At 55.3% G+C, this 24678-nt stretch carries 24 protein-coding genes and 1 tRNA gene; 17 read left to right on the top strand and 8 right to left on the bottom strand.

Features of this window, described 5'->3' with window-relative positions; all coding sequences use genetic code 11:
• Position 1: 1 nt before the first annotated feature.
• On the top strand, positions 2-412 hold the full coding sequence (locus BLT55_RS00170; protein WP_054999031.1) for a GtrA family protein: 411 nt from the start codon (positions 2-4) through the stop codon (positions 410-412).
• 174 nt (positions 413-586) lie between these two features.
• On the opposite strand, the gene BLT55_RS00165 is transcribed toward BLT55_RS00170, so the two are convergent.
• From BLT55_RS00165 to BLT55_RS33820, 5 genes are all read right to left on the bottom strand, one after another.
• A complete protein-coding gene (locus BLT55_RS00165) occupies positions 587-1564 on the bottom strand; it encodes an IS5 family transposase (RefSeq protein ID WP_007247761.1) in 978 nt (325 codons plus the stop codon).
• 106 nt (positions 1565-1670) lie between these two features.
• Complete coding sequence (locus tag BLT55_RS00160; protein ID WP_074799827.1) at positions 1671-2774, bottom strand: IS5-like element ISPsy19 family transposase; 1104 nt, start codon at positions 2772-2774, stop codon at positions 1671-1673.
• Between the two features lie 231 nt (positions 2775-3005).
• Complete coding sequence (locus BLT55_RS00155; RefSeq protein WP_055002050.1) at positions 3006-5066, bottom strand: glycosyltransferase family 2 protein; 2061 nt, start codon at positions 5064-5066, stop codon at positions 3006-3008.
• Between the two features lie 708 nt (positions 5067-5774).
• Entirely contained in the window at positions 5775-6227 is a 453-nt protein-coding gene (locus BLT55_RS33825; protein WP_223862843.1) for an acyltransferase family protein, read from the bottom strand.
• Positions 6188-6793: an acyltransferase family protein gene (locus BLT55_RS33820; protein ID WP_223862842.1), complete on the bottom strand. Its 606-nt coding sequence runs from the start codon at positions 6791-6793 to the stop codon at positions 6188-6190. Before BLT55_RS33820 ends, BLT55_RS33825 begins: the two co-directional genes overlap by 40 nt.
• Before the next feature lie 353 nt (positions 6794-7146).
• Between BLT55_RS33820 and BLT55_RS34370 the strand changes: the two genes are divergently transcribed.
• From BLT55_RS34370 to BLT55_RS00140, 3 genes are all read left to right on the top strand, one after another.
• Positions 7147-7281 (top strand): hypothetical protein, encoded by a 135-nt coding sequence (locus tag BLT55_RS34370; protein ID WP_259641246.1) that lies wholly within the window; start codon positions 7147-7149, stop codon positions 7279-7281.
• Positions 7282-7326: 45 nt separating this feature from the next.
• Entirely contained in the window at positions 7327-8718 is a 1392-nt protein-coding gene (locus BLT55_RS00145) for a hypothetical protein (RefSeq protein ID WP_223862841.1), read from the top strand.
• A gap of 156 nt (positions 8719-8874) precedes the next feature.
• Entirely contained in the window at positions 8875-9852 is a 978-nt protein-coding gene (locus BLT55_RS00140) for an IS5 family transposase (RefSeq protein ID WP_007247761.1), read from the top strand.
• A gap of 165 nt (positions 9853-10017) precedes the next feature.
• Here the strand turns inward: BLT55_RS00140 and BLT55_RS00135 are convergent, their stop codons facing one another.
• The 3 genes from BLT55_RS00135 to BLT55_RS35090 form a co-directional block, all read right to left on the bottom strand.
• Positions 10018-11121 carry an IS5-like element ISPsy19 family transposase gene (locus tag BLT55_RS00135; RefSeq protein WP_004663854.1) on the bottom strand — a complete coding sequence of 368 codons (1104 nt, stop codon included), beginning with the start codon at positions 11119-11121 and terminating at the stop codon, positions 10018-10020.
• Between the two features lie 69 nt (positions 11122-11190).
• The gene (locus tag BLT55_RS00130) at positions 11191-12168 is read right to left on the bottom strand and encodes a glycosyltransferase family 2 protein (RefSeq protein ID WP_074801232.1); all 978 of its coding nucleotides are present in this window, start codon (positions 12166-12168) and stop codon (positions 11191-11193) included.
• Positions 12169-12341: 173 nt separating this feature from the next.
• The gene (locus BLT55_RS35090) at positions 12342-13361 is read right to left on the bottom strand and encodes a methyl-accepting chemotaxis protein (protein ID WP_375232833.1); all 1020 of its coding nucleotides are present in this window, start codon (positions 13359-13361) and stop codon (positions 12342-12344) included.
• A gap of 1379 nt (positions 13362-14740) precedes the next feature.
• On the opposite strand from BLT55_RS35090, the gene BLT55_RS00120 reads away from it, so the two are divergent.
• From BLT55_RS00120 to BLT55_RS00055, 13 genes are all read left to right on the top strand, one after another.
• Complete coding sequence (locus tag BLT55_RS00120; RefSeq protein ID WP_055001226.1) at positions 14741-15862, top strand: J domain-containing protein; 1122 nt, start codon at positions 14741-14743, stop codon at positions 15860-15862.
• 115 nt (positions 15863-15977) lie between these two features.
• A tRNA-Met gene (locus BLT55_RS00115) sits at positions 15978-16054 on the top strand.
• Positions 16055-16221: 167 nt separating this feature from the next.
• The gene (locus BLT55_RS00110) at positions 16222-17463 is read left to right on the top strand and encodes a tyrosine-type recombinase/integrase (protein WP_055001225.1); all 1242 of its coding nucleotides are present in this window, start codon (positions 16222-16224) and stop codon (positions 17461-17463) included.
• 255 nt (positions 17464-17718) lie between these two features.
• Positions 17719-18822: an IS5-like element ISPsy19 family transposase gene (locus tag BLT55_RS00105; protein ID WP_004663854.1), complete on the top strand. Its 1104-nt coding sequence runs from the start codon at positions 17719-17721 to the stop codon at positions 18820-18822.
• Between the two features lie 598 nt (positions 18823-19420).
• Positions 19421-19666, top strand: coding sequence for a hypothetical protein (locus BLT55_RS00095; RefSeq protein ID WP_055001716.1), 246 nt, complete (start codon positions 19421-19423; stop codon positions 19664-19666).
• Complete coding sequence (locus BLT55_RS00090; RefSeq protein ID WP_005753054.1) at positions 19663-19869, top strand: hypothetical protein; 207 nt, start codon at positions 19663-19665, stop codon at positions 19867-19869. The genes BLT55_RS00095 and BLT55_RS00090 overlap by 4 nt, the downstream gene beginning before the upstream one ends.
• Complete coding sequence (locus BLT55_RS00085; RefSeq protein WP_005753055.1) at positions 19869-20138, top strand: hypothetical protein; 270 nt, start codon at positions 19869-19871, stop codon at positions 20136-20138. The genes BLT55_RS00090 and BLT55_RS00085 overlap by 1 nt, the downstream gene beginning before the upstream one ends.
• Entirely contained in the window at positions 20135-20446 is a 312-nt protein-coding gene (locus BLT55_RS00080) for a hypothetical protein (RefSeq protein WP_055001715.1), read from the top strand. The genes BLT55_RS00085 and BLT55_RS00080 overlap by 4 nt, the downstream gene beginning before the upstream one ends.
• Entirely contained in the window at positions 20443-20772 is a 330-nt protein-coding gene (locus tag BLT55_RS00075; protein WP_055001714.1) for a hypothetical protein, read from the top strand. Before BLT55_RS00080 ends, BLT55_RS00075 begins: the two co-directional genes overlap by 4 nt.
• 62 nt (positions 20773-20834) lie before the next feature.
• On the top strand, positions 20835-21119 hold the full coding sequence (locus BLT55_RS00070) for a hypothetical protein (RefSeq protein ID WP_005753058.1): 285 nt from the start codon (positions 20835-20837) through the stop codon (positions 21117-21119).
• Complete coding sequence (locus BLT55_RS00065) at positions 21116-23332, top strand: DUF927 domain-containing protein (protein ID WP_055001713.1); 2217 nt, start codon at positions 21116-21118, stop codon at positions 23330-23332. The genes BLT55_RS00070 and BLT55_RS00065 overlap by 4 nt, the downstream gene beginning before the upstream one ends.
• Before the next feature lie 339 nt (positions 23333-23671).
• Entirely contained in the window at positions 23672-23980 is a 309-nt protein-coding gene (locus BLT55_RS00060) for a hypothetical protein (protein ID WP_005753062.1), read from the top strand.
• Positions 23977-24579 (top strand): hypothetical protein, encoded by a 603-nt coding sequence (locus BLT55_RS00055; protein WP_055001712.1) that lies wholly within the window; start codon positions 23977-23979, stop codon positions 24577-24579. Before BLT55_RS00060 ends, BLT55_RS00055 begins: the two co-directional genes overlap by 4 nt.
• Positions 24580-24678 lie beyond the last annotated feature (99 nt).

Raw genomic sequence — 24678 nt, 5'->3', positions numbered from 1 at the left:
AATGATGAATCAGGCCGTCTCAAAATTCCTGAAGCAGGATTTTGCCCGATTCTTGATGTCAGGCGGTTTCAATACCGCCTTGACCTACGGAATCTACCTCGTTCTGCTGATGTTTCTGTCTTATAAAATCAGCTATACGATTTCATACGTGACGGGCATTCTGTTGGCGTATGTCCTGAATCGATTCTTCGTATTCAAGAGCCATCAGGGCCTGCGATCGGTTGTGCTGCTGCCGTTGATTTATGCCATTCAGTATTGCTTGAGTCTGGTCATACTCTGGTGCTGGGTTGAAAAACTGCAGTTCGACGAGCGATTGGCGCCACTGGCAGCCATTGCACTAACACTGCCTGTTACGTTCACACTTTCAAAACTGGCCTTCGCTGCAAAAGACGAAACCCCTAAGCGCCCATAACCTCTAAGCAAGGCAACAACCACTTCTAGGGAGACGCTGAACAATTAACCCGTTCGCACCGTCCCCATTTCCAAGCCGGTTTTTTTCAACCTGCCGGCCTTATTTTACGTTTCTCGAGCAGATTTCTGCCCTCATTTTGCTGAAAGGCGGGCCAGTCCCGCCTTTCAGACGGATTTATCCTGCCGTCTGTTGTAAATACCGCTTGGCCAGCATCAGATTGGCCAACCCAAACAAACTGAACAACTGCGCTGTATTCTTTTCCAGCCCACGGTAGCGAACCTTGCGATGATTGAAGCGCACCTTGATTACCTGGAAGGGGTGCTCGACCTTGGCACGCAGTTGCGCCTTGGCATATTCAATTTTGCGCTTGACCCGATACAGCACGCTGCCTTCGCCGTGCTGCTTGTAACTGCTTGGCCGTTCTGCAATCGACCAGATAACGTCCCGTTCAGCATGCTCCGGTCGCTTGGCCGCACCGGTGTATCCAGCGTCACCCGAAACATAGGTTTCGTCACCGTGAAGCAACTGGCCAACCTGGGTGACATCCGCCACGTTAGCGGCCGTCCCTACTACGCTGTGCACCAGCCCCGACGTGGCGTCTACACCAATGTGGGCCTTCATCCCAAAGTGCCATTGATTGCCTTTCCTGGCCTGATGCATCTCAGGATCACGCTTGCCTTCTCGGTTCTTGACCGAGGGCGGCGCGGCGATCAGAGTAGCGTCGACGATAGTGCCTTCCTTGAGCAGCAGCCCCCGGCTGGCCAGATGCTGGTTAATCGTTTCAAACAGCAGCCGGGTTAGCTGATGGACTTCCAGCAAGCGGCGAAAACGCAGCAAGGTGGTGGCATCCGGTGCAGACTCGCGACCCAGGTCGATACCCATAAAACCGCGGATGGCCTGGCTGTCGTAGACGGCATCTTCGCAACCTTCATCGGAGAAACCGAAACACTGCTGCACGACGTACATGCGCAACATGCGCGACACCCCTATCGCAGGGCGTCCGCGCTTGCCTGCGGTGTTGCTATAAAACGGCGCCACTTGCGCCTCCAGCAGGGCCCAGGGCACCAACTGTTCAAGGTCAGCCAGGAAGCGATCTCGGCGAGTCTGCTTTTTCTTGCCGGTATATTCGAGTTCGGAGAAGGTCTTCTGCACGCGCGTAACGCTCACGGAGAGGGAGGCTGTTGAAGGAACTTAGTGTGCCAAGGGTGGGGACAGTTGGCTATTTTTGCAGCGCCTCCCTAGGAGGGTGTAGACAAAATCATGTAGTGAGTCGGCGCGCGAGTATTTGAGCCTCGGCCAACCAAACCCATGCCTCGCTTACCGCAAAAAGGCGATCATGATGCATGATCAGTCGCCGAGCTCTCTCATTCCAGGCATGAGTTCGCTCCACTACCCATCGCTTGGGCATGACCACAAATCCAGTCTGAACAGGCTCCACGGAAAATAGATCGCCTTGTTCAGAGTGCCATTGCCCTGTTCTTCTGTTATTCGGGCCACGGATCACTTGAACATCGATAGCGTGCAGTTGATGGGTGCGCTGTGCCCATTTTCCTGCGTACGCACTATCAACAAAAAGCGTGCTCAGTGACGGATATTTTTCCTTCGAGTACGCCACCGCATCATCCGCCGCGTCACGATCCTGCACGCTTGCAGCACTGATACTGACAGCCAGCAGCAGGCCCAATGTATCGACAATCAGACTTCGTTTACGCCCCTTCACTTTTTTGCCTGCGTCGTAGCCGCTGTCACCGCCTTGAGGAGAACTGCGGGTCGACTGTGAATCCAGGATCGCTGCTGACGGGCTGTCAGCGCGTTCTTCCCGCTCACGCCATTGAGCTCGCAAGCGATCATGCATTTGCTCGAACTTGCCTTGAGCGCTCCACCGGCGGAACGTTTTGTAGACATTGTCCCAATGAGGAAAATCGCGGGGTAGCATTCGCCATGAGCACCCCGTGCGTACGACATAGCAACAGGCTTCCAGCAACGTGCGCCGAGAGTGAAGCGGTGGCACTCCTCGTCCGCCCTGGCTTTCAAACAGGTCGGCGACCAGTGCCCACTCGGTATCTGTCAAGCAACTCGGATATAGCTGCTCCGGCAGTTGGCGGCGGTGGGTTTCATTGTAGCCATAGGCTTTATTAGGTTCAGGTGACTGAAAACTTCCCTTGGCCCGCTGCTTTACACGCGTAATCCCTGCCATTTTCAACGCTTTTGCAAAGGTGCCGGGATGCGCAGTGATACCGGTTTCGGCGAAGAATACGAGCGCCAATTCGGCTTGGCTGGAATAGGGCTGTGCATGAGCGAGTTTCACCAGCACGGGATAGTGCTCGGCGGCAATCGAGCGAGGACGTCCGGTTTTAGGCATGGCTTGAGGGCTATTCAGACAAGGGAGTGAAAGTTTAATTTATTTTGTCTACACCCTCTAGGTATCCTCTGAAAAAGCCCATTTTTTTGGAGAGGAACCGGGCTGGAGCGCCTGTATTTACTGGCTTCGACTTTTGAAGAAAAGGCTTTTTCAGACCTTCCCTAGATGTCATACCGTGAAGCGGTCAGTCAAGGACCAACCGCTTCACAGTACTGACTCATTGTGCCTGAGTTACAGACTGTACTCCGCTAACTCTGTAACACGCGGGGGGAACGCCACCGAAAAGTCTTCTGCTGAGAAAGTGAGATTAGGATTGTAGTAAGGATCATGCTTGATGATCGCTTTCCACTTATTCTGCATGTACTCGACTTCGCTGATGAACCTTTTGATTTTCTCGGGCGTATCTTCAAAACCACGTGTCGCGGACTCATGGTGGTAAAGATCTGCATTGGGGGTCCAGATATTCTGATACCCGGCTTGCATTATCTTCAGGCACAGATCCACGTCGTTGAATGCAATTTTCAGGTCCTTGGCGTTCAACCCCTCTACTTCCTGGAAAATCGACTTCTTGACGACGAGGCACGCGGCGGTGACTGCAGACATCCCTTGTATCAACGACGCTCGTCCGAAATAACCATGATGGCCTCTAGGAAGCATTTTGTGGGCGTGACCAGCGAGGGTCAGCGGTCCCATGATCACGCCGCCATGCTGCAGGCGCTCATCGGGATACCACAAGCGTGCACCAATCGCCCCGGCGTTTGGCTGTAACGCCAGAGAGACCATTTCACACAGCCACTCAGGATTGATCACTTCGATATCGTTATTGATCAACCCTATGAGTTCGCCGTTGGCATGGTCCACAGCATTGTTGTTGAGCGCAGAGTAATTAAATTCGCCGTCGTCACGAATGACGGTCACACCTTCAAGATGAGAAATCATTTCGAAATACTGCAGCGACTGCGGATCGTCAGACCCATTGTCAACCAGAATGATCTCGTAGTTCGGATACACTGTTTTATGACGAATGCTCTCAATGCATTGTTTGACCAATGCATAAGCGTTACGCGTGGGTATGATCAGACTCACCAGAGGCTTTTCGGCGGGCAGGTCGTAATGGACACGGTACATACCGAAATCAAGCAACTCGGCATGCCCGGCTATTCCAGACCTTTTCAGATGTTCGTCGAGTGCCTTCTGCCCGGCATTTTGCGCATAGGGCTTCTCGTCGGTAGACATCGCGGTGCTGCCAGCATGCATGCGCCAATGATAGAGGACGCGAGGAATGTGAATGATCTGAGCGGGATCGATTTGCTCAACGCAACGAAGGGCCAGGTCGTAATCCTGAGACCCTTCCATGCCCACACGGAAACGCCCTACTTTATCGACGAGTTCTTTGCGGTACACACCCAAGTGGCTGATCATGTTATGCGAGCGGAACAGGTACGGGTTCCAGTCAGTCTTGAAATAAGGTGCCGACCTGACGCCCTGCTCGTCGATTTTGTCTTCATCCGAATAAATAACCGCCGCATCAGGATGATTATTGATCGTCTTGGCAACCCAAAACAAAGCATGTTCGGGAAGCGTATCGTCATTGTCCATAAGAACAATGAATTCACCTGATGCACTGTCGAGTGCTGAGTTACTGGCCTTCGAGATGTGACCGTTTTCTTCACGGTAGGTCACTTTTATTCTCTGGTCCGACTTGGCGCTGTGTTCGAGAAACAACCGAACATGTGGATCGGTCGAAGCATCGTCGGCAATGCACAATTCCCAGTTGAAATAGACTTGTGTCTTGATACTTTCGATGGCTTCTCTGAGCATATCGATAGGCGGGTTGTAAACCGGCATGATAATAGACAGCAGCGGTTCGAGTTTCCAGGTCCCCATGTCCTCATACATGCTAAGGCGATCGATATCATCGATCGTGTCGAATTCTTCGACCCACTGCGTGTACGAATTGGCCTGCGCCACCTGAGCGACTTCTACCCTGGCGGCGTCAACTACATGCTGAGGCACCTCATGCAAAGGGTGTTGTACCGTCGTTGCCTGTCCGCCACGGCCTGCGCGTCGAATAGCAGCCACTAGCTTTCTTAGAGGAGACGTTACTTTCCAGCTGGTCGAGCCTTGGATTTCCATAATAGTGAGGTTCAGATTATGGATATGCGTGTCTCGCTCAATCAGAGCAGCCGTGAACGCCGCTTCTTTGTTGGCCATCTCTTGTTGCAGCCTTTCCATGGAAGCAGAAGATTGCCTTTTCTGAAGGGAGTTCTCTTGGCGGAGACGCTTAAGCATGACTCAATGACCTCGTAATATTTTTAAATTCTTCCGAATACACCACGTTGCTCCTAGGGCAAGACGGTCACTCGCACTCCTTTGGAAGGTCTGAAAAAGCCTTTTCTTCAAAAGTCGAAGCCAGTAAATACAGGCGCTCCAGCCCGGTTCCTCTCCAAAAAAATGGGCTTTTTCAGAGGATACCTTTCGACATTTCGTATATTACACGACTTGCCGGTGACGGTTTAGCTTCTGACGCCCTATCAACGCTATTAAACTTTCCAGCCCCCTTATCAGCCACGAGGTACTGATCTGCGGACAGCCTGGAGGCACGAATTTCTGGCATGCGCCCTGTGCGACAGGAAGATTTTCCACCGAATCCTTCAAATATTGCCCAACGCCAAGCATAGCCAACACAAGATGCGTTTATGTGACACGGGAAAAGAACTGCGTGTTACGCACATCGCACACGACGCTGGTCTCTCAAGACTGACGTCCTCAATCATCACCGAAGCCGGCGTAGTCGAATACCGGCGTGGCTGCTCGACTACACGCTCAACGCTCGGCGTGTTCGCCTATCTCTCACGCAGGGGGGCGCTATGCAAAACAGGCATGCAGGAATGCGGCCCTGACGTGTGACGCCAGGGCCGCATTACGGGATCAAGATGCTTAGACGTTTGTCGTGAACCGGGCATTGTTCTCCAAGCATCAGGCACGCCAAGCAAGGGATCAGGCTGGCGTGGTGCTCAATCGAGAGCGGGTTCTGCGGTGCATGTAGTTCAGCGCTGGCTTCTCGACCCAATGCCAGGACAACGTGGCCAGCACGATGACCACTGCGACAGAGGCCAACATGGATGCATAAAAGCTTAACCCGGATAAATTGATCATCAGTTGCTGAACGGGGAAGGCATAGAGGTACATTCCATAAGAAATATCGAACCGTGATTTAATGATCCGATCATTAAGCAACGTTCCGACCACCAGCACTAACAGGCTCACACCCACGCTGGCCAGCACCATGACCCACTCCGTACCCAGCGACGCCAGGATAAGCGCCAGAGAAAGCATTCCCACCAGCATTTTTATTTGAGTTCGGCTGAACAGGTCTCTATAGAAATAAGTGGAAGAGCCTGTAAAAAATGCTATCCCCAAGGTTGAGTAAACCAGCAGCTTTGGCGCCACAGGGCTTGCTGAAAATGTAAATACATACGCCGTAATGCAGAAAAGACAGTGGCCACAACGGGCACGGCAACGTGGCGCATCACCCACAAAGCCAACGCGAGCGCCACATAAAAGCCAAATTCAATTTTCAACGTCCATAAACTGCCGTTAAATGAATCCTTGAATATGAAATCATGGGTGACTTCACCGATCTCGGCTCGACCAAACGCAGACACCTTGAGGAAGTCAGACAGCGCATCCAGACTAAGGGCGTAGCTCATGCCGTTTGTTTTACTGAAGACAGGGCCTGCGATATAGACCATGACCGCAGCACAAACGATCAAAGCAGGAAATATCCGCGCCGCTCTTTTCTGCATATACACGAAAAAAACGGGTGTCTTTAAAAAACTCTGAGTGATCAGAAATCCTGATATGGCAAAAAAAGCCAGTACGGCAATTGCGCCCACAGAGCTATAGCCCTTCAGCATCGGCTCCTGAAAGCCAGAAAGTACGAAGTGATGGCTGACCAACACCGCTAACGCCGCCACGTGTCTGATCAGGTCAAATGAGTTATCACGATGAGTCACATGCTGCTCCAGCCATTAGATATTCGTTAAGGAGGCTCTGAAGTAGGCATCGATTTTGATGCCCTCGTGGCCTGATACTTAAAAAAAGCTCGCCCGATCAGATAATCAGATTTTCCCGCTGCAAAGCCCGCAGTATAACTTGCCAGGCTAGTCTCGACCCAAGTCGCTTGAGTAGCGGCCCCCTTGACGCTGCATCTGCCGCTGGCAGAAGCGGAGAATGGACCGACGATCACAGTGGCGGGATGCCTGGAGGCAGCCTGATGTCTTTTAGACATGCCTACAAAAGCACCTCTACCGTCAAGCTCGCTGAGAAGGCATAGTGAGCGTCATTGCTGTATTACACGGAACGAACCATGAATCACGCTATACAAAATAAATTGGCGAACGGCTTTATGCTCCTTGCTATAGCAGCTATTTTCGTGGCAGGAAATTTTCTGTGGCAAGGCCACGACGGCTTTAACCTGTGGGATGAAGGCTATCTGTGGTAAGGCGCCCAACAGATAATCAAAGGTGAAATTCCAGTTCGAGATTTCATGGCCTACGACCCTGGCCGATACTATTGGTCCGCCGGTTTCTTTTATCTTATGGGGGATACGGGAATCATCGCCCTGCGCGTAGCAGTGGCTGCGTTTCAACTATTAGGCCTCTGTGCAGGCCTGTGGACGATCTCCGTCGCACTGAGGCAGCACGCCGCAAGATTCGCTTACCTGTGCCTCGCGGCGGTCGCACTTATGGCTTGGATGTATCCGCGCCACAAAATCATTGATATGTCCACTTCGATGATCATCGTTGCTGGCCTGACTTACCTTTTGCTGAATCCCTCTACTAAACGATACTTTCTCCTCGGCATGATCGTCGGCCTTGCGGCCGTGTTTGGCCGAAATCACGGTGTTTACGGCGCGGTGGCCAGTTTACTCGCCATGGGCTGGCTGACTATTAAAGCGCCGAAGGCAAATTATCGTTTGGAGGGTATCGCGGCCTGGGCAGCAGGAGTGGTGGTTGGGTATCTTCCTGTATTGGGGATGTGTCTACTCATACCAGGCTATTTTTCTGCATTCATGGACACGATTATTTTCATGCTTGAACAGGGCAATACGAATCTACCGCTCCCCATACCTTGGCCATGGACGATTGATTTTGGTACTGCCGACTTTATCATCGAAACAAGGTCGTTTCTGATAAGCATCTGTTTTGTGGGGCTTATAGTCTTCGGTGCAGGCTCGCTTGGGTGGGTGTTCAAAGAGCGATTCCGGGGTAACGCAGTACGTCCCGAACTTGTGGCGGTAGCATGCGCAACACTTCCTTACGCTCACTACCCTTTTGCCCGAGCTGATGTAGGTCATCTCGCTCAAGGAATATACCCCATGCTGTTGGGTATTTTTCTGATCTTGGCCACCTGCAAGTCTTGGTTCTCAAAATGGGCGTTGGCAACACTGACCAGCCTCATCAGCCTGTTCATTTTTTCAGCCTGGCAACCAGGAGCACTGGCTCGGACTCAAGACGGTTGGGTGCCGGTCAACGTATCCGGCTCCACGCTTTCGATGGACCCCAGCACTGCCGAAGCGGTAAATCTGCTGAGGGACCTGACAGACCGCTACGCTCCGGCGGGCAGAGCCGTACTTGTACTGCCTTTCTGGCCGGGGGCTTATCCGTTGCTGAACCGGCACGCGCCACTCTGGGAGATCTACGCGCTGTCGCCTCGTAATGAAGACTTTCAGCGAGCAGAAATAGAGCGGATAAAAAAAGCTGACCCAGGTTTTGCACTGGTCTTCAACATGGCGATGGATGGACGAGAAGAGCTGAGGTTTTCAAACTCGCATCACTGGGTTGACGAATACATTCGCTCCCATTTCGAGGCAATCCCAACTTCTCCAAACCCTGCCTATCAGATATATAAGGCCCCTGATCGAACGACAACAAACTAGGGCTCAGAAAAAGGCCGTACACAGTACGGCCTTGGATAAGCACAACACAGCATGAGCTCAGATCCCTTAGGGAGGCGCTGCAAAAATAGCCAACTGTCCCCACCCTTGGCACACTATGTTCCTTCAACAGCCTCCCTCTCCGTGAGCGTTACGCGCGTGCAGAAGACCTTCTCCGAACTCGAATATACCGGCAAGAAAAAGCAGACTCGCCGAGATCGCTTCCTGGCTGACCTTGAACAGTTGGTGCCCTGGGCCCTGCTGGAGGCGCAAGTGGCGCCGTTTTATAGCAACACCGCAGGCAAGCGCGGACGCCCTGCGATAGGGGTGTCGCGCATGTTGCGCATGTACGTCGTGCAGCAGTGTTTCGGTTTCTCCGATGAAGGTTGCGAAGATGCCGTCTACGACAGCCAGGCCATCCGCGGTTTTATGGGTATCGACCTGGGTCGCGAGTCTGCACCGGATGCCACCACCTTGCTGCGTTTTCGCCGCTTGCTGGAAGTCCATCAGCTAACCCGGCTGCTGTTTGAAACGATTAACCAGCATCTGGCCAGCCGGGGGCTGCTGCTCAAGGAAGGCACTATCGTCGACGCTACTCTGATCGCCGCGCCGCCCTCGGTCAAGAACCGAGAAGGCAAGCGTGATCCTGAGATGCATCAGGCCAGGAAAGGCAATCAATGGCACTTTGGGATGAAGGCCCACATTGGTGTAGACGCCACGTCGGGGCTGGTGCACAGCGTAGTAGGGACGGCCGCTAACGTGGCGGATGTCACCCAGGTTGGCCAGTTGCTTCACGGTGACGAAACCTATGTTTCGGGTGACGCTGGATACACCGGTGCGGCCAAGCGACCGGAGCATGCTGAACGGGACGTTATCTGGTCGATTGCAGAACGGCCAAGCAGTTACAAGCAGCACGGCGAAGGCAGCGTGCTGTATCGGGTCAAGCGCAAAATTGAATATGCCAAGGCGCAACTGCGTGCCAAGGTCGAGCACCCCTTCCAGGTAATCAAGGTGCGCTTCAATCATCGCAAGGTTCGCTACCGTGGGCTGGAAAAGAATACAGCGCAGTTGTTCAGTTTGTTTGGGTTGGCCAATCTGATGCTGGCCAAGCGGTATTTACAACAGACGGCAGGATAAATCCGTCTGAAAGGCGGGACTGGCCCGCCTTTCAGCAAAATGAGGGCAGAAATCTGCTCGAGAAACGTAAAATAAGGCCGGCAGGTTGAAAAAAACCGGCTTGGAAATGGGGACGGTGCGAACGGGTTAATTGTTCAGCGTCTCCCTAGGAGGGTGTAGACAAAATCATGTAGTGAGTCGGCGCGCGAGTATTCGAGCCTCGGCCAACCAAACCCATGCCTCGCTTACCGCAAAAAGGCGATCATGATGCATGATCAGTCGCCGAGCTCTCTCATTCCAGGCATGAGTTCGCTCCACTACCCATCGCTTGGGCATGACCACAAATCCAGTCTGAACAGGCTCCACGGAAAATAGATCGCCTTGTTCAGAGTGCCATTGCCCTGTTCTTCTGTTATTCGGGCCACGGATCACTTGAACATCGATAGCGTGCAGTTGATGGGTGCGCTGTGCCCATTTTCCTGCGTACGCACTATCAACAAAAAGCGTGCTCAGTGACGGATATTTTTCCTTCGAGTACGCCACCGCATCATCCGCCGCGTCACGATCCTGCACGCTTGCAGCACTGATACTGACAGCCAGCAGCAGGCCCAATGTATCGACAATCAGACTTCGTTTACGCCCCTTCACTTTTTTGCCTGCGTCGTAGCCGCTGTCACCGCCTTGAGGAGAACTGCGGGTCGACTGTGAATCCAGGATCGCTGCTGACGGGCTGTCAGCGCGTTCTTCCCGCTCACGCCATTGAGCTCGCAAGCGATCATGCATTTGCTCGAACTTGCCTTGAGCGCTCCACCGGCGGAACGTTTTGTAGACATTGTCCCAATGAGGAAAATCGCGGGGTAGCATTCGCCATGAGCACCCCGTGCGTACGACATAGCAACAGGCTTCCAGCAACGTGCGCCGAGAGTGAAGCGGTGGCACTCCTCGTCCGCCCTGGCTTTCAAACAGGTCGGCGACCAGTGCCCACTCGGTATCTGTCAAGCAACTCGGATATAGCTGCTCCGGCAGTTGGCGGCGGTGGGTTTCATTGTAGCCATAGGCTTTATTAGGTTCAGGTGACTGAAAACTTCCCTTGGCCCGCTGCTTTACACGCGTAATCCCTGCCATTTTCAACGCTTTTGCAAAGGTGTCGGGATGCGCAGTGATACCGGTTTCGGCGAAGAATACGAGCGCCAATTCGGCCTGGCTGGAATAGGGCTGTGCATGAGCGAGTTTCACCAGCACGGGATAGTGCTCGGCGGCAATCGAGCGAGGACGTCCGGTTTTAGGCATGGCTTGAGGGCTATTCAGACAAGGGAGTGAAAGTTTAATTTATTTTGTCTACACCCTCTTAGCCCGCCTTCAAACTCTCCTCAAAAACACGGCCAACACCAGACTCAAATTACCTTGCACAGTCTGCCGATAGATCCCGGCCTTTCGAAGAGTAGATACGCGCTTAAAGAAAGGCTGTCTGCGGCCGTTATCAAAATCCGTCAACACAGCCCGATTTTCCACGGTAAGCACACACTCCATTCCCTTCAGAATCGACACGTTCGCGTCATTCCACTCTATGAACCGGCCTGAAAGCATTTTGCGAAAGCGCACCAGCCGGTCACGAGCACTCGCATTGGCGCCGATCAAGTTGCCGCTGTGCTGACGATAGTAAAGACAGGGTTCAGCATCATAAAAAACCCGGCCTCCGCACCCCGTTACCAGCAGATAGGTCAGCCAGTCATGGGCTATCAACGGAGAGTGCTCAGGCAACTGGACCAATAAGCCACGCGCCGCCTGATTGATCAGCATCGTATTGGCGCCTGCCAGACTCTGGACCAATGCGTTTTTAAAAGACGGCGGCTTACAAAACAGCGGCGAAACCCCAATGACCTTCAAATCTTCATCGACCAGCCGGGTTCTTGAACAATAGAGCGCAGGCGTGCCAAGGTCTACAGACTCAAGACGGGCCACGCTTCTTTCCAGCTTGTCGCTAAACCAGACATCATCCTGATCGCTGAACGCGAAATAATCGGCTTCTACCTCAGAGCGCTGAACCAAAGAAATGAAATTCTCTGCGAAGCCTTTGCAGGGCCCATTAAATATGACAAGTCTGTCTCCTCCCCAACGGGCGCGGTAGTCGGACAAGATACCGAGAGTGTCGTCAGTCGACGCATCGTCGGAGACGTACAGAACCCAGTCGGTGAAGGTCTGAGCCGCGAGGGAGTCAAGCTGCTCACGAAGATACGCAGCCCCGTTATAGGTACACATTAAAATGGCAACGCGCGGGCGAACTGATAGCGGACAGGCATCGTCCGCCCGGTGTTTTTCGGTAAGCTGCGCTCTCAAGAAACCATTCGCCTGCAAAAACGATGCATTTTACGCGGTGTAACGACTTCCGTCAGTCTCGAAATGATTTATTACGTGTTCATCAATACAAATTTCATGCTTCAAGACCCGTAGTAACCGAAATCCGGCGGGATTAACCGCGCCGGTTTTCAGCCCGAACAGCAATGACTTATTCACCCCAACCTAAACCGCGCCGTATTGTCATTCAACGCCCGACTGCCCTGGCTCAGCGTATCCGCCGCCTGATTGACCGCCCGCGCACCTTCCAGCAAGCGGCCGGCTGCCTGATCGACTTGCTGGATGTTGCTGCTGACTTCATCGGCCGTCGAGGCCTGCTCTTCCACGGCCGTCGATATCTGCGCCAATGTATCTGCGACGCCCTGCACGGCGGTGGCGATTTCGCCCAGACGAACGCCGAGCCCGGTTACCGATTGCGCATCGTTGACCGCCTGGCCACAAGCCGCTTCCATCAGGTTCACGGCTTGGGTCACGGTCGAGCGCAAGCTGTCGACTGTGCCGGCGATCTGCGCGGTCGACGCCTGAGTGCGTTGCGACAGGCTGCGCACTTCATCGGCCACCACGGCGAATCCGCGTCCCTGCTCGCCCGCACGGGCAGCTTCGATGGCCGCATTGAGGGCCAGCAGGTTGGTCTGTTCGGCGATGCCGCGAATGGCATCCACCACCGATTGAATTTGCTGCCCCTGCTCGCTGACTCGCCCCAATGCTGCGGCTGTTTCGGTCAGGCGCTGGTTGAGTTGCTGAATGCTGTCGGTGGTGCGTTGACTGTCCTGACTGCTCTGCTCGGCAATATGACGGGTGTGACGAGCGCTCTCCGAGGCCTGCTCACAGCTTCTGGCCACGCCTTGAGAGGTGGCAGCCAGCTCCGTTGCTGCCGTGGCAATCTGGCTGATCTGTTGTTGCTGGTCTTCAACCTCGTTGAGCGTTCCGCTGGATTGCGCCGTCAGTGTCAGCACTGCATCGCCTACCCGCAGAGTTTCCTGATTGACGCCCAGCAGGCTGGTACGCAGTTGCACGACTGCGACGTTCAGCGCCTTGCTGATGGCAGCAAGCTCGTCACGCCCCTGCACCGCAACTTCCACGCACAGATTGCCGTCACGTAGCGACTCAGCCAGGGTGGTGATCCCGCGCGCACTGTTACGAATGGAGGATTGCAGGCAGGCAAACAGGTACATCGCCATGGCTACCAGCACGCAGAACACCACGGCCAGCGGGATGAACTCCATGTTCGAGGACTCATGGTAATAATCGAGGCGTCCATTGAGCGACTCGAGTGAGTGCTTACGCAGGCCCGACGTGCTGTTGGTCAAGGTATCGATGCTTTTCTCGAACTCTTCCGGCTTGAGTTTGATACTGCCGCCGAACACACCGTCATCGATGACTTTCAGCTCGGTTTCCAGCACCTGTTTCACGCCCGCATACGTGTCAGCCCAAGGCTGAAGTTGCTCGGGCAGTTTGGATAACAGCAGGCTGGCCGCTTTGTTCATCTGTTCTTTGGAGTCGTCGATACGGCCGCGCAGATCACGCATTTGCAGACGGCTTTGCAGGCTGAACTGCCCCGAAGCGACGGATGTCTGACCAACGCTGGACAAGCGGCCGATGCGCTCGATCAAGTCCGGCACTTGCTGCGTGGAGAGCTGCATCAACATGTAGGTTTCAAGCCACGGATCGAGGATCAAACCGCTGTCCATTGCGATCTGCTCACGCAGCGCCTGCACCAGATTCAGCACTGTCGTGAATCGGTCGTAGCCGTCCGGCCACCAACCCACGGTGCGCAACGACGCGGTGTCCAGGCCGGTAACCGCTGCTTGCAACGCCTTGTAGCGGGCCATCGTGTCAGCCGGGGCACTCTCTTGGACCAGCACTGCGTTGACCCCTTGCAGGGCCTTGGTGATACGCGGGATGCCAGCATCGACACCCGCCATTGCTTCTCTGGCAGCGGGTGTCGGTTCGCGAAGAATATCGGCCGCCTTCCAGCGGGCTGCATGGTCGCGCTGGGCAGACAGCTCGACGTTCAGGTCATCGAGTGCCAGCAGTTGCCGCACGCCTGACTGCTCGCCCGAGATCACTTCAAGCTTGTTGCGGTAGTCCTTGGTGATAAACCAGGCGCTACCCGCCAACGGCAGAATAAACAGCAGGAACAAGACCTGAAACTTGCGAGCAAAACCAACGCGCCCCATCAGGCGCATGCCCGGCGACAAAAAACTGTTCATGTCCTGCAACTCCCCGTGAACACCGGCCGGATCTGAACAAACAGAGGCGATGCTTTTTTTTGGAAAAACACTGACAGCAAAATGCCATGTTCTTGTTTCAATGGCGATACATGTCGCCTCAGATTGGGTCGAAAAACGCGGTAACCCACTCGTTTCCTGGTCAATAGCGCAGCCTTTGACGCTCTGGAAACATCCAAGCAAGAACCGGACCGCCACTCAAGCACCCAGCACCTTTTTCAAGACGGCAAATTGTTCACCCTTAAAGAGCCCGGAGAAAAGTAAACTTCAGAAAATTTGCCGATTACTGCATAGCGATCTCGCCCTTTACAGGAGGTCTTGTCATGACTACCCCACCCGCATCACCACGTATCGTTGCGCAACCTTCCAAGCCTCATCTCAGCACTGGCCAGAAGAAATTCAACACGCTGATGGAGAAGCTTGAAACACGACGCAAGCTTTTTCAGCAGTGGCTGGAGGCGTCGGTTACCTGCGAACAGTTATGGGCTGAAGAATGGGTCCCGATGCTCAAAGAGCAGGCTCAGAACGAGATAACCAGGCTTCGCCTGCTTGACCAGGCTAGCGATCAGTTTCGGCTGGGCAAGAATGACCGCGCCACACTGCGGGACATCATCTGTGAGCTGACGATATCGCTGATGGGCGAGGAACACGACGAAGAACTGAAGCGCCTTTATCTCAAGCACTCCGGCAGCGATTACGACGAGGATCGACGCCGGCAAGACGAGCTGTTTAAAGCGTCACTGGAAGAAACGCTGGGCGTGGAGCTGGGAGACGACATCGATCTGGATTCCCTTGACGACATTACGACGCACATTGAAGAGAAGCTGAGGGAACAGAACGAGCAAGCAACGAGCAACCAGAAGCCAAAAAAACCGTCAGCCAGCGAACTGCGTCGTGAGCAGGAAAAGGCAGAGGGCAGCCAGTCATTACGTGAAATATACCGCAAGCTGGTCAGCGCGCTGCACCCGGACCGAGAGCAGGATACCGACGAGCGCGACCGCAAAACCGCGCTCATGCAACGGGTGAACGAAGCTTATGAAAATGTCAACCTGCTGGCGCTGCTAAAGATGCAGATGGAGATCGAGCAAATCGACCAGACGCACATCGACACCCTCTCCGACAAACGCCTCAAGCACTTCAACCGGATTCTGAGCGAGCAACTCAGAGAACTGGAAGACGAGATCCATGATCGAAAAATGATGATCCGGGAACGCTTCCTGATGGATCCCTATGAAGACATCAGGCCCAAAACAGTCAACGCAAAATGTGCGAGGCAGCTAAAGGTCATACGGGAACACCTTCATGAAACACAGGATGAACTGCAAGCGCTCACCCATCCGAAAAGCCTGAAAGCCTGGCTCAGAGATCAGCGAGAGATGGACGATATGCTGGACATGGTAGACGACTTCGATGACCAGGAGCTGCTGAACGCCCTGTTCCGATAACGCCCGAAAAAGACGACTTCAGGAGGGCCTCCGCCTAACCGGTTGATCCCACGCAATTATTTTTCACAACAACGCTTGACACATATCCGCTTAGCGCGAATAATGCGCGCCACTTGGCTACATAGCTCAGTTGGTTAGAGCATAGCATTCATAATGCTGGGGTCCGGGGTTCAAGTCCCTGTGTAGCCACCAAGTACCTGTTTATAGACGTCTATATCTGTCTATAAACAACCCCAAGAAGCCCGCCTCGTGCGGGCTTTCTTGTTTCTGGCTATCTTTCCTTGTATCCCCCTATATCTACCCACCGTGTATCCCAGCGTGTATCCTTTGAAAATAATTGAACCGAAGGGATACAAACCGTGAAACGGTCCGAAATCAAGCGCCGACCGCTCTCCGACACCGCTCTTGCAGGCCTTGAGCCGGACTTGAAGGAGTACCGCGAACTCGACGCCAACGGCCTGTACTTCCGAGTGAAGCCGGACGGACAAAAGTCTTGGCAGCTGCGTTATAAAAAAGCAGACGGCAAGTGGTCTTGGCTGGGGCTAGGGGGATACCCCGAGGTCAGTGGCGCATCGGCCAGAGCAAAGGCTGCAGATCTTCGCGCCGATACGGCCGAAGGCCGAAACCCCATGGTGACCAAACAGGCGCGCAAGGCAGCAGAAGCCCAGGCAGCAAACGATACGTTTGAGACACTGGCCCGTGAATGGCATGCATCCCGTATCGGCGGCTGGGACGCAGGAACGGCGAAGCGAATCATGGGAGCACTTGAACGCCATGTGTTTCCCACCTTCGGCCAGCGCCGGTATATAGGCATCCTGTCCATGGAATGGATGGAGCTGCTTCGAGGTTTGGAGCAACAAGGCATTCTTGAGCAGATGAGCCGAGTGCGCGCTTATTGCAAGGATGTCTACGATCTGGCTCGAGTGACCGGCCGCGCCGTGAACAACCCGCTGGAAGGCATCCACAAGTTCCTTTCCAGCGGAAAAGCCGAGAACTATGCCCACGTCTCGGCCGAAGAGTTGCCCGCCCTCCTTCGTGCCATCCAGTCATACCCGCACGCCAGAGACGTACAGTTGGGCTTGCGTCTTCTGACCCTGCTTGCGGTGCGTCCCAGCGAGCTGCGCGAAGCCCAGTGGTCCGAGTTCGATTTGGAAAAGAAGCTGTGGACCATCCCAGTTGAGCGCAAGGGCCGCAAAAAAGGTCGAGAGCACCTAGTGCCGCTTTGCCGCCAGGCCATTGAGTTGTTGGAAGAGCTACGCCCCATCACCGGCGCGTACCCCCTGCTCTTCCCTGGACGCAGCGATCGATCCAAGCCGCGCAGCGATACCGTATTCCTGATGGCGCTGCGTCGGATCGGCTACGAGGGCCGCCAGACCGGCCACGGCTTCCGCCACATTGCGAGCACCACACTCAATGAACACGGCTTCCCGGCCGATCATATCGAGGCGCAGCTCAGCCACAAGCCTCAGGGTGTCCGTGGCGTTTACAACAAGGCGCAGTACCTGGCGCAGCGCACGACCATGATGCAGTGGTATGCGGACTACCTCGACGGACAAGCTAAAGGAGTGGTCATCCAGGGCGACTTCGGCAATAGGGCCTGATGCGGGCCTTCCTTTGTAAGCATAGACAGATATAGACTGATTTAAATCCTGTTCGAATGAACAGTCTTTTTTCGGTAATCGTGATCGCCTTTAGGGAAGGTCTGAAAAAGCCTTTTCTTCAAAAGTCGAAGCCAGTAAATACAGGCGCTCCAGCCCGGTTCCTCTCCAAAAAAATGGGCTTTTTCAGAGGATACTTAGAGGGTGTAGACAAAATAAATTAAACTTTCACTCCCTTGTCTGAATAGCCCTCAAGCCATGCCTAAAACCGGACGTCCTCGCTCGATTGCCGCCGAGCACTATCCCGTGCTGGTGAAACTCGCTCATGCACAGCCCTATTCCAGCCAGGCCGAATTGGCGCTCGTATTCTTCGCCGAAACCGGTATCACTGCGCATCCCGACACCTTTGCAAAAGCGTTGAAAATGGCAGGGATTACGCGTGTAAAGCAGCGGGCCAAGGGAAGTTTTCAGTCACCTGAACCTAATAAAGCCTATGGCTACAATGAAACCCACCGCCGCCAACTGCCGGAGCAGCTATATCCGAGTTGCTTGACAGATACCGAGTGGGCACTGGTCGCCGACCTGTTTGAAAGCCAGGGCGGACGAGGAGTGCCACCGCTTCACTCTCGGCGCACGTTGCTGGAAGCCTGTTGCTATGTCGTACGCACGGGGTGCTCATGGCGAATGCTACCCCGCGATTTTCCTCATTGGGACAATGTCTACAAAACGTTCCGCCGGTGGAGCGCTCAAGGCAAGTTCGAGCAAATGCATGATCGCTTGCGAGCTCAATGGCGTGAGCGGGAAGAACGCGCTGACAGCCCGTCAGCAGCGATCCTGGATTCACAGTCGACCCGCAGTTCTCCTCAAGGCGGTGACAGCGGCTACGACGCAGGCAAAAAAGTGAAGGGGCGTAAACGAAGTCTGATTGTCGATACATTGGGCCTGCTGCTGGCTGTCAGTATCAGTGCTGCAAGCGTGCAGGATCGTGACGCGGCGGATGATGCGGTGGCGTACTCGAAGGAAAAATATCCGTCACTGAGCACGCTTTTTGTTGATAGTGCGTACGCAGGAAAATGGGCACAGCGCACCCATCAACTGCACGCTATCGATGTTCAAGTGATCCGTGGCCCGAATAACAGAAGAACAGGGCAATGGCACTCTGAACAAGGCGATCTATTTTCCGTGGAGCCTGTTCAGACTGGATTTGTGGTCATGCCCAAGCGATGGGTAGTGGAGCGAACTCATGCCTGGAATGAGAGAGCTCGGCGACTGATCATGCATCATGATCGCCTTTTTGCGGTAAGCGAGGCATGGGTTTGGTTGGCCGAGGCTCGAATACTCGCGCGCCGACTCACTACATGATTTTGTCTACACCCTCCTAGCAGTTGCTCTCGCAGTGTCACAGGCAACGCCTCGCAAGGTCGCTGGGGTAAATCCTCTCGGCTCCGAGACAGGCGCCGGAGCGCTGCTGATCGAGGGATCATATGACATTGACCTTCACGATTAACGACCAGCGGTCGATAACAGAGATTGCAAGCAATCGTGATGCTCGGTATCGTCTGCCCGTCGCTGCAAATTCAGCGATCGGGTTTGGTCGCCCGAGAAAATACAGGCGCAACAGCGCCCCCATTACGATTGCAGGCGCTTTTTTTGTGCCCGCAGTTCAGTGTTATGGCGGCTGTGCGCAGGACACCTTCGGGTGTGCCGGGTTCCTGTATCTCCGGTCGACCAACCTACGCACGGCTGCCACCCATCCGTTTGGTCGCGAACGTGGTAGCTCTCAACTTGATACGGGAGTTTTACCTATGCACGCACTCATTCCGTCCGCACTTCGCGCACTTGCCCACCGCCGCATGGCCTTGAGCGCTCTCCGCGCAAACTCATCCCTTGCTGTACGACTCAACCGCTACAACTCCCACATGGACCGCGCACGCGCTCTGGATAATGCTGGGGGTGCACAATGATTACTGCCTCTCGTCCTCCTGCAGACGTTGCCAACGACGCACTTGATCAGCTCGATGTGTGCCGAGAGACATTGCGTCAACTAGAGTCGCTGTTCTGGACTTTGAAAACTAGTCTCGGGACCACTCATAGCGGACGCGTTGCCGAGCTTGGCGCGGCCGTGGCGCTGGACCGTGCAGACATTGCCGAAGCAGATATCCGTCACTGGCGGGAAGAGCTGGAAGCGTTGGAGGTGTCGAAATGATCCCTAACGTCCGCATCGATTCCGAACTGGTCAAAGACCTCAGGGAAATTCTAACCCTGCTGGCACTCGCCTCTGCTGTCATCGCCAGCCCGACCACTCCGCCACTCGTGGCCAAGGTGATCGCCGTCGTGGCCCAGCACACCGCCATGACTTGGGCCGATCTGCTAATTACGGAAATTCCCGTAGTTCAGGAGGTGGCGTAATGACTCGCATGGCTAGCACTTCGAAATCGAAAGAACTCAAATCCATTGCCGAAGAGGCATCCTTCCAGCTCGCCTGCAGCATGGAGTTCACCCGCTGGATGGTGAGCCTGAGCAAGGCCATCCAACTGGACCTGGAGCATGAAGATGGACGAAATATCCAAGGCCTTGCCGATCTCAGCCAGTACCTCGCAGAGGTTCACCTCGGGGACGTTGAGCGCGCCTGTAAAGCAATCGATCTGAGCCTGAATCAGTCGGGTGGCGACCAATGAAAACGATGAACTGGTGTGACCTCCTGATCAAACGAGATGAAATCACTGCCATGAATGCCGATGATCTCGACGCCGTGATCCGCGCAACCGATGACCAACTTTTAACCCTTGCGCACGGGGTATCAGGTATCGGCAATCTGCTCGCCTGTGCGGCATCAAACGAAGAGTCGGGCCTGAGCCCGGATGCAGTGATAAATGTCGGCTGGATGCTGGAAAGCCTCGGCGCACTGATCAGTAACGTGGCAGGGGTGTCGGCTCACGCCGCAGACGCCACGCCGAGACGTCAGGCAAAGGCTGGTGCCAAATGAACCTCTACGCCGAGCACCCGGCGCTCCAAGGGCTGAGCACTGAGCAACTTGCCGAACTGGCGCTTTACGGACTGCGCTATCGCGCGTTAGGCGCTGCTGACGTCGATTTCAGCGATCCATCCCGGCTTGATGTTTATTGGACTGGCGAGCGCCTTGCGAAAAAAGCAGTCAAGGACGCCTTGAAGGCGGCACGAGCCAGGAACGCCCTTGCGGAGCACCGCTCCAGCGAAGCGGGCGGCGTCTTGCAGACACTGTGCAACTGCGGCGTGATAGACCAAAAAACCTACATGGCGCAGTACCAACTTTTGTTAGATCGGCATCGCTGACAACTAACTTTTTAGTCATACACGGCTACTGCAAAGCGTCAGCCCGATAGAGGTTTAACAGCATGAATTTTCAAAACGATGCACTTGCATCGACGGGATCGGCTTGCCTGAAAAAAGCCAACGAGCTGTTTTATGTAGTTCATGCGAAAGCGCCGAAGCCACTGCTGGGGCCTTTCCTGACTGCGGAGGACGCCGAGTGCGGGCGAGTTGTGATGCGTAGCCCTGACGCCACCGTAGAGGCTCGTCAGGTTGGAGCGATTGACGAGTTCACCTACTGGCACGCGATCAATAACGGTCAGGTCATGCAGGCTTTTGCAGCAGTACCGGCGCGGGAGCAACTGCAATGAAATCCAAGCCAAAACTGTCCGTAGTGGGCGATGACCCGGCCAGCCGGATTCTTCAACGGCTGGATGGTGTAAAGCCGTCCGGCAAGAACCGTCACATGGCGAAATGTCCGGCGCACCTGGATAAATCCCCCTCCTTGAGCGTGTCCAGCACCGACGATGGCCGGGCATTGATCCACTGCTTTGCCGGCTGCTCATCCGAGGATGTTCTCGTCTCAATAGGCCTGGAGTTCAAGGACTTGTTCCCGGGACGCCTGACCGCTGCAGATCGCTCCGAATACCGGCGTAAGGCGCTGGAGAGTGGGCGGGAGCATTCTCGGATCATTCAGCAAATCGCAGCAGTGCAACTTGAGCGCGGTGAAGGCCTGAGCGAGATTGACTCCGAGCAGTTGCAAGAGGCGGTAAGGCGCGAGCGCGAGATCTGCGACGAGCTGGCCGGGTTTGAGGTGGAGCGTAGTCAGCGCATCACACCAGACCGACCGTGCTGGGCAGTCCATGAGCAGTGGGTGATCAACGAGAAAGGCCGGCGTCTGCGCCCGGGCGTTTACTGGCACGGCTTCAAGCGCGGCGGTGCCGACGAGGAAGAGAACGAAGATGATGCCAGTGACCGCCCTATCACCGACGAGTGGATTTCTACACCGGTGACAGTGGTTGCCCGCACGACCAACAGTGACGACGGCAGCGAGGGCCGTCTGCTCCGCTTGGCCACCGAGGGCGGTATCAAGGAATGGATCATCGCTATGGAAGTGTTCGGCGGCAGCGGCGAGGATGCCAGGCGTGCGCTGTTCGGCATGGGCGTCATCATCGCGCTCAAGAAACGCGGAACATTCATGGAGTACCTGCTCGACCAGCGCCCGGATGAGATGTTCGCCACCACCAGCCGCCCGGGCTGGCATGAGTCAGGCGCGTTTGTACTGCCCGGACGAACGCTGGGGAGTGCCAAGGTGCGGTATCAGGCCAGCAACAAGGCCCAGGTGCTGTTCAGTCGGCGTGGCGAGCTGGACGGCTGGAAATCCGAGGTGGCTGCCAAGTGCGAAGGTAATCCGGTACTGACACTGGCGATCGGCTGCGCACTGGCTGGCCCCCTGCTCAGCCTGGTAGGCGTGCTGGGCGGCGGTGTTCACCTGGTTGGCGACAGCTCGAGCGGCAAGTCGCTGGCGCAGCTGATTGGCTCCTCGGTGTGGGGCGACCCCGGGATATTCGCGGCCAGTTGGGACATGACCAAGGGCGGTCTGGAGATCGAGGCCTCCAGCCGTAACGACACCATGCTGCCGCTGGACGAGATCAAGCGCGCAGATCCCAAGCGCGTACAGGAAATGGCCTACTCGTTGGCCAACGGTCAGGGGAAAGGCACGATGACCCGTGACCGCGAGGCCCGCGGCAAACTGAGCTGGCGACTATTGGCGCTTTCGAGTGGCGAGCGCTCTCTGTCCGAGCACGCTGCCATCAGCGGCAATGCGGCGCACGCTGGTGCTGAGCTGCGCATGGTCGACGTGAACGCCGGTACGCGAACTCACCGCGCCTTCGACGAACTGCATGGCTTGGAGGGCGCCGACTTCCACCGCTTACTCACCGTGGCCGTGAGCGCGCACCACGGCCACATAGGCCCCGCATTCGTGGAGCATCTTCTCGCCAGTGATGATCGGCCCGGCCTGCTGGAAGACCTCGCCAGAACCAGAGCGCAATTCATCGAGGACAACGCTCAGGCCGGGCGCGTAGCAGATCGCTTTGCGGTGATTGCTCTGGCAGGCGAGATGGCCATTGCCTATGGCCTGCTCCCTTGGACGCCCGGTAGTGCTCTGGCCGACTGCCAATTGCTATACGGCGAATGGCTCAATCAGGTGGGCAGCGGCAATGCCGAGGACCGGCAGATCCTGGCTGGCATTCTGGACTTCATCGATAAGCACGGCACAAGCCGCTTCTCGGACGTGAACGACCAAGTACCCGACACCAAGGTGTTCAACCGTGCCGGCTACTGGGAGTTGTCCGTGGGGAAACGCCTGTACCTGTTCAACAAGTCAGCCATTGTCGAAGCGGCCCACGGACATGGCTTGAGCCGCGTGATAAAGGCGCTGGAGGCCGGTGGGATGCTTGCCAGACGTGACACCGATCGTGAAAGCCGCAAGACGAAGAAATACCGCATCCCAGGTGGAGGTTCGGCCCGCCTGTACGTGATCGATCCAGAGGTCATGGACGGTGAAGGTGGTAGCGCATGAACAACACCTTTATCACCGCATGCAAATGCCAGAGTTCACAGGAACCTATTTTCTTGGGGAACAGGGGGAACGGGGGAACAGCCAGTATCTATAGGGCTTTGAGCCGTTCCCCCTTATTGAATGTATGGGGAACAGGGGGAACACAAACATGTTTTTGAATATAAGAGAACCAGCCATTCCCCGCATCCGGTTATCACTGGTCCCCCGTTTTTTGGGTGGGGAACATGTACCCCCTCTGAAAGCCCCGGAAACATTGGCTGTTCCCACTCTTCCCCCGTTCCCCCGATTTTTTTTCAAAGGCACATATGGGAGTCATAGCCAAACCGGGGAGATCCGGCAATGAGCCTCCTTTCCGGTCTGCTGGATGGCCTGCCGCCCCCGGCCGCCGCATCACGACCAAACCCGACGAAAAGCCCAGTGGATCGACCACTGCTCACGCTGATCGAGCGCGATAGCCGCCAAACAACATCGGCGCGCACCTACACGCACGCCGCCAAAGCTTCGCCTGAATGGCGGCGTGCCCGAGACCAGTACGTCAACCACGTCATGACCTGCCGCAACTGCAGCATGCCTACCGGACGCCACTGCCCTGCTGGTGCCGATCTGCGCATCACTTACGACCAAACGCCCATGGAGATACCCCAATGACATCTAGCGTTCTCATGAGGCTTTGCAGCATCGCCCTAAAGCCAGGTATCAGCGCCAGCACCCAGCTCATCACCACTCGATGGATCTGTCGTATCGTGTCTGAAAGGCTTGATTCCATTACTGCTGAGCGGCGGGCCTTTCGTTGCGAGGCGAACAAACTCAAACCGTTCCTGCCATTCGCCAAACAGGCTATTGCGGACATCGAGCGGCAAGCTCTTGCGCACCGTGAAGTAGAACGCACCGGAGCGCGAGCCATCCTGTCAGGGTTTGGAAAGTCTTTTATTTTCGACCGCGAGGGCTTGGCCGAGGCGCTGGGGTTTGAGCGGATGTGCGATCTGTTGAACGTGAATCCCGTCCATCGGCATAAGGCTGCCGAGGATGGCGACACAAGCCTGCAAGGCATAGCGTACCTGTCACAAATGGAAGACAGCTCATCAGGCTACGGCGACGATTGGGGCGCTGGCGGGCCGATCTACCGCGCCTGTCACGCTGCAATGATCCAGTTCATTCGGGAATGCCCAGAGGACCAACTACCCGATCTATTCGAGCCTGGCGCACCGCTCGCGCCAAGACCATCCCCTCACCTCACGCTGCATTGACTCAATGCCGATGGGCTTAACGCTCTTGAATGAACGCCAGTGAGGGACGGCTAACCGATTCGTTCATGCGCGCCACGATTTGGGCTAGTGTAATTTCGT

The sequence above is a fragment of the Pseudomonas cannabina genome (assembly GCF_900100365.1).
GTDB lineage: Bacteria > Pseudomonadota > Gammaproteobacteria > Pseudomonadales > Pseudomonadaceae > Aquipseudomonas > Aquipseudomonas cannabina.
Note: the sequence above shows the minus strand (reverse complement) of the source record. Positions and strands in the feature narration are given on the sequence as shown.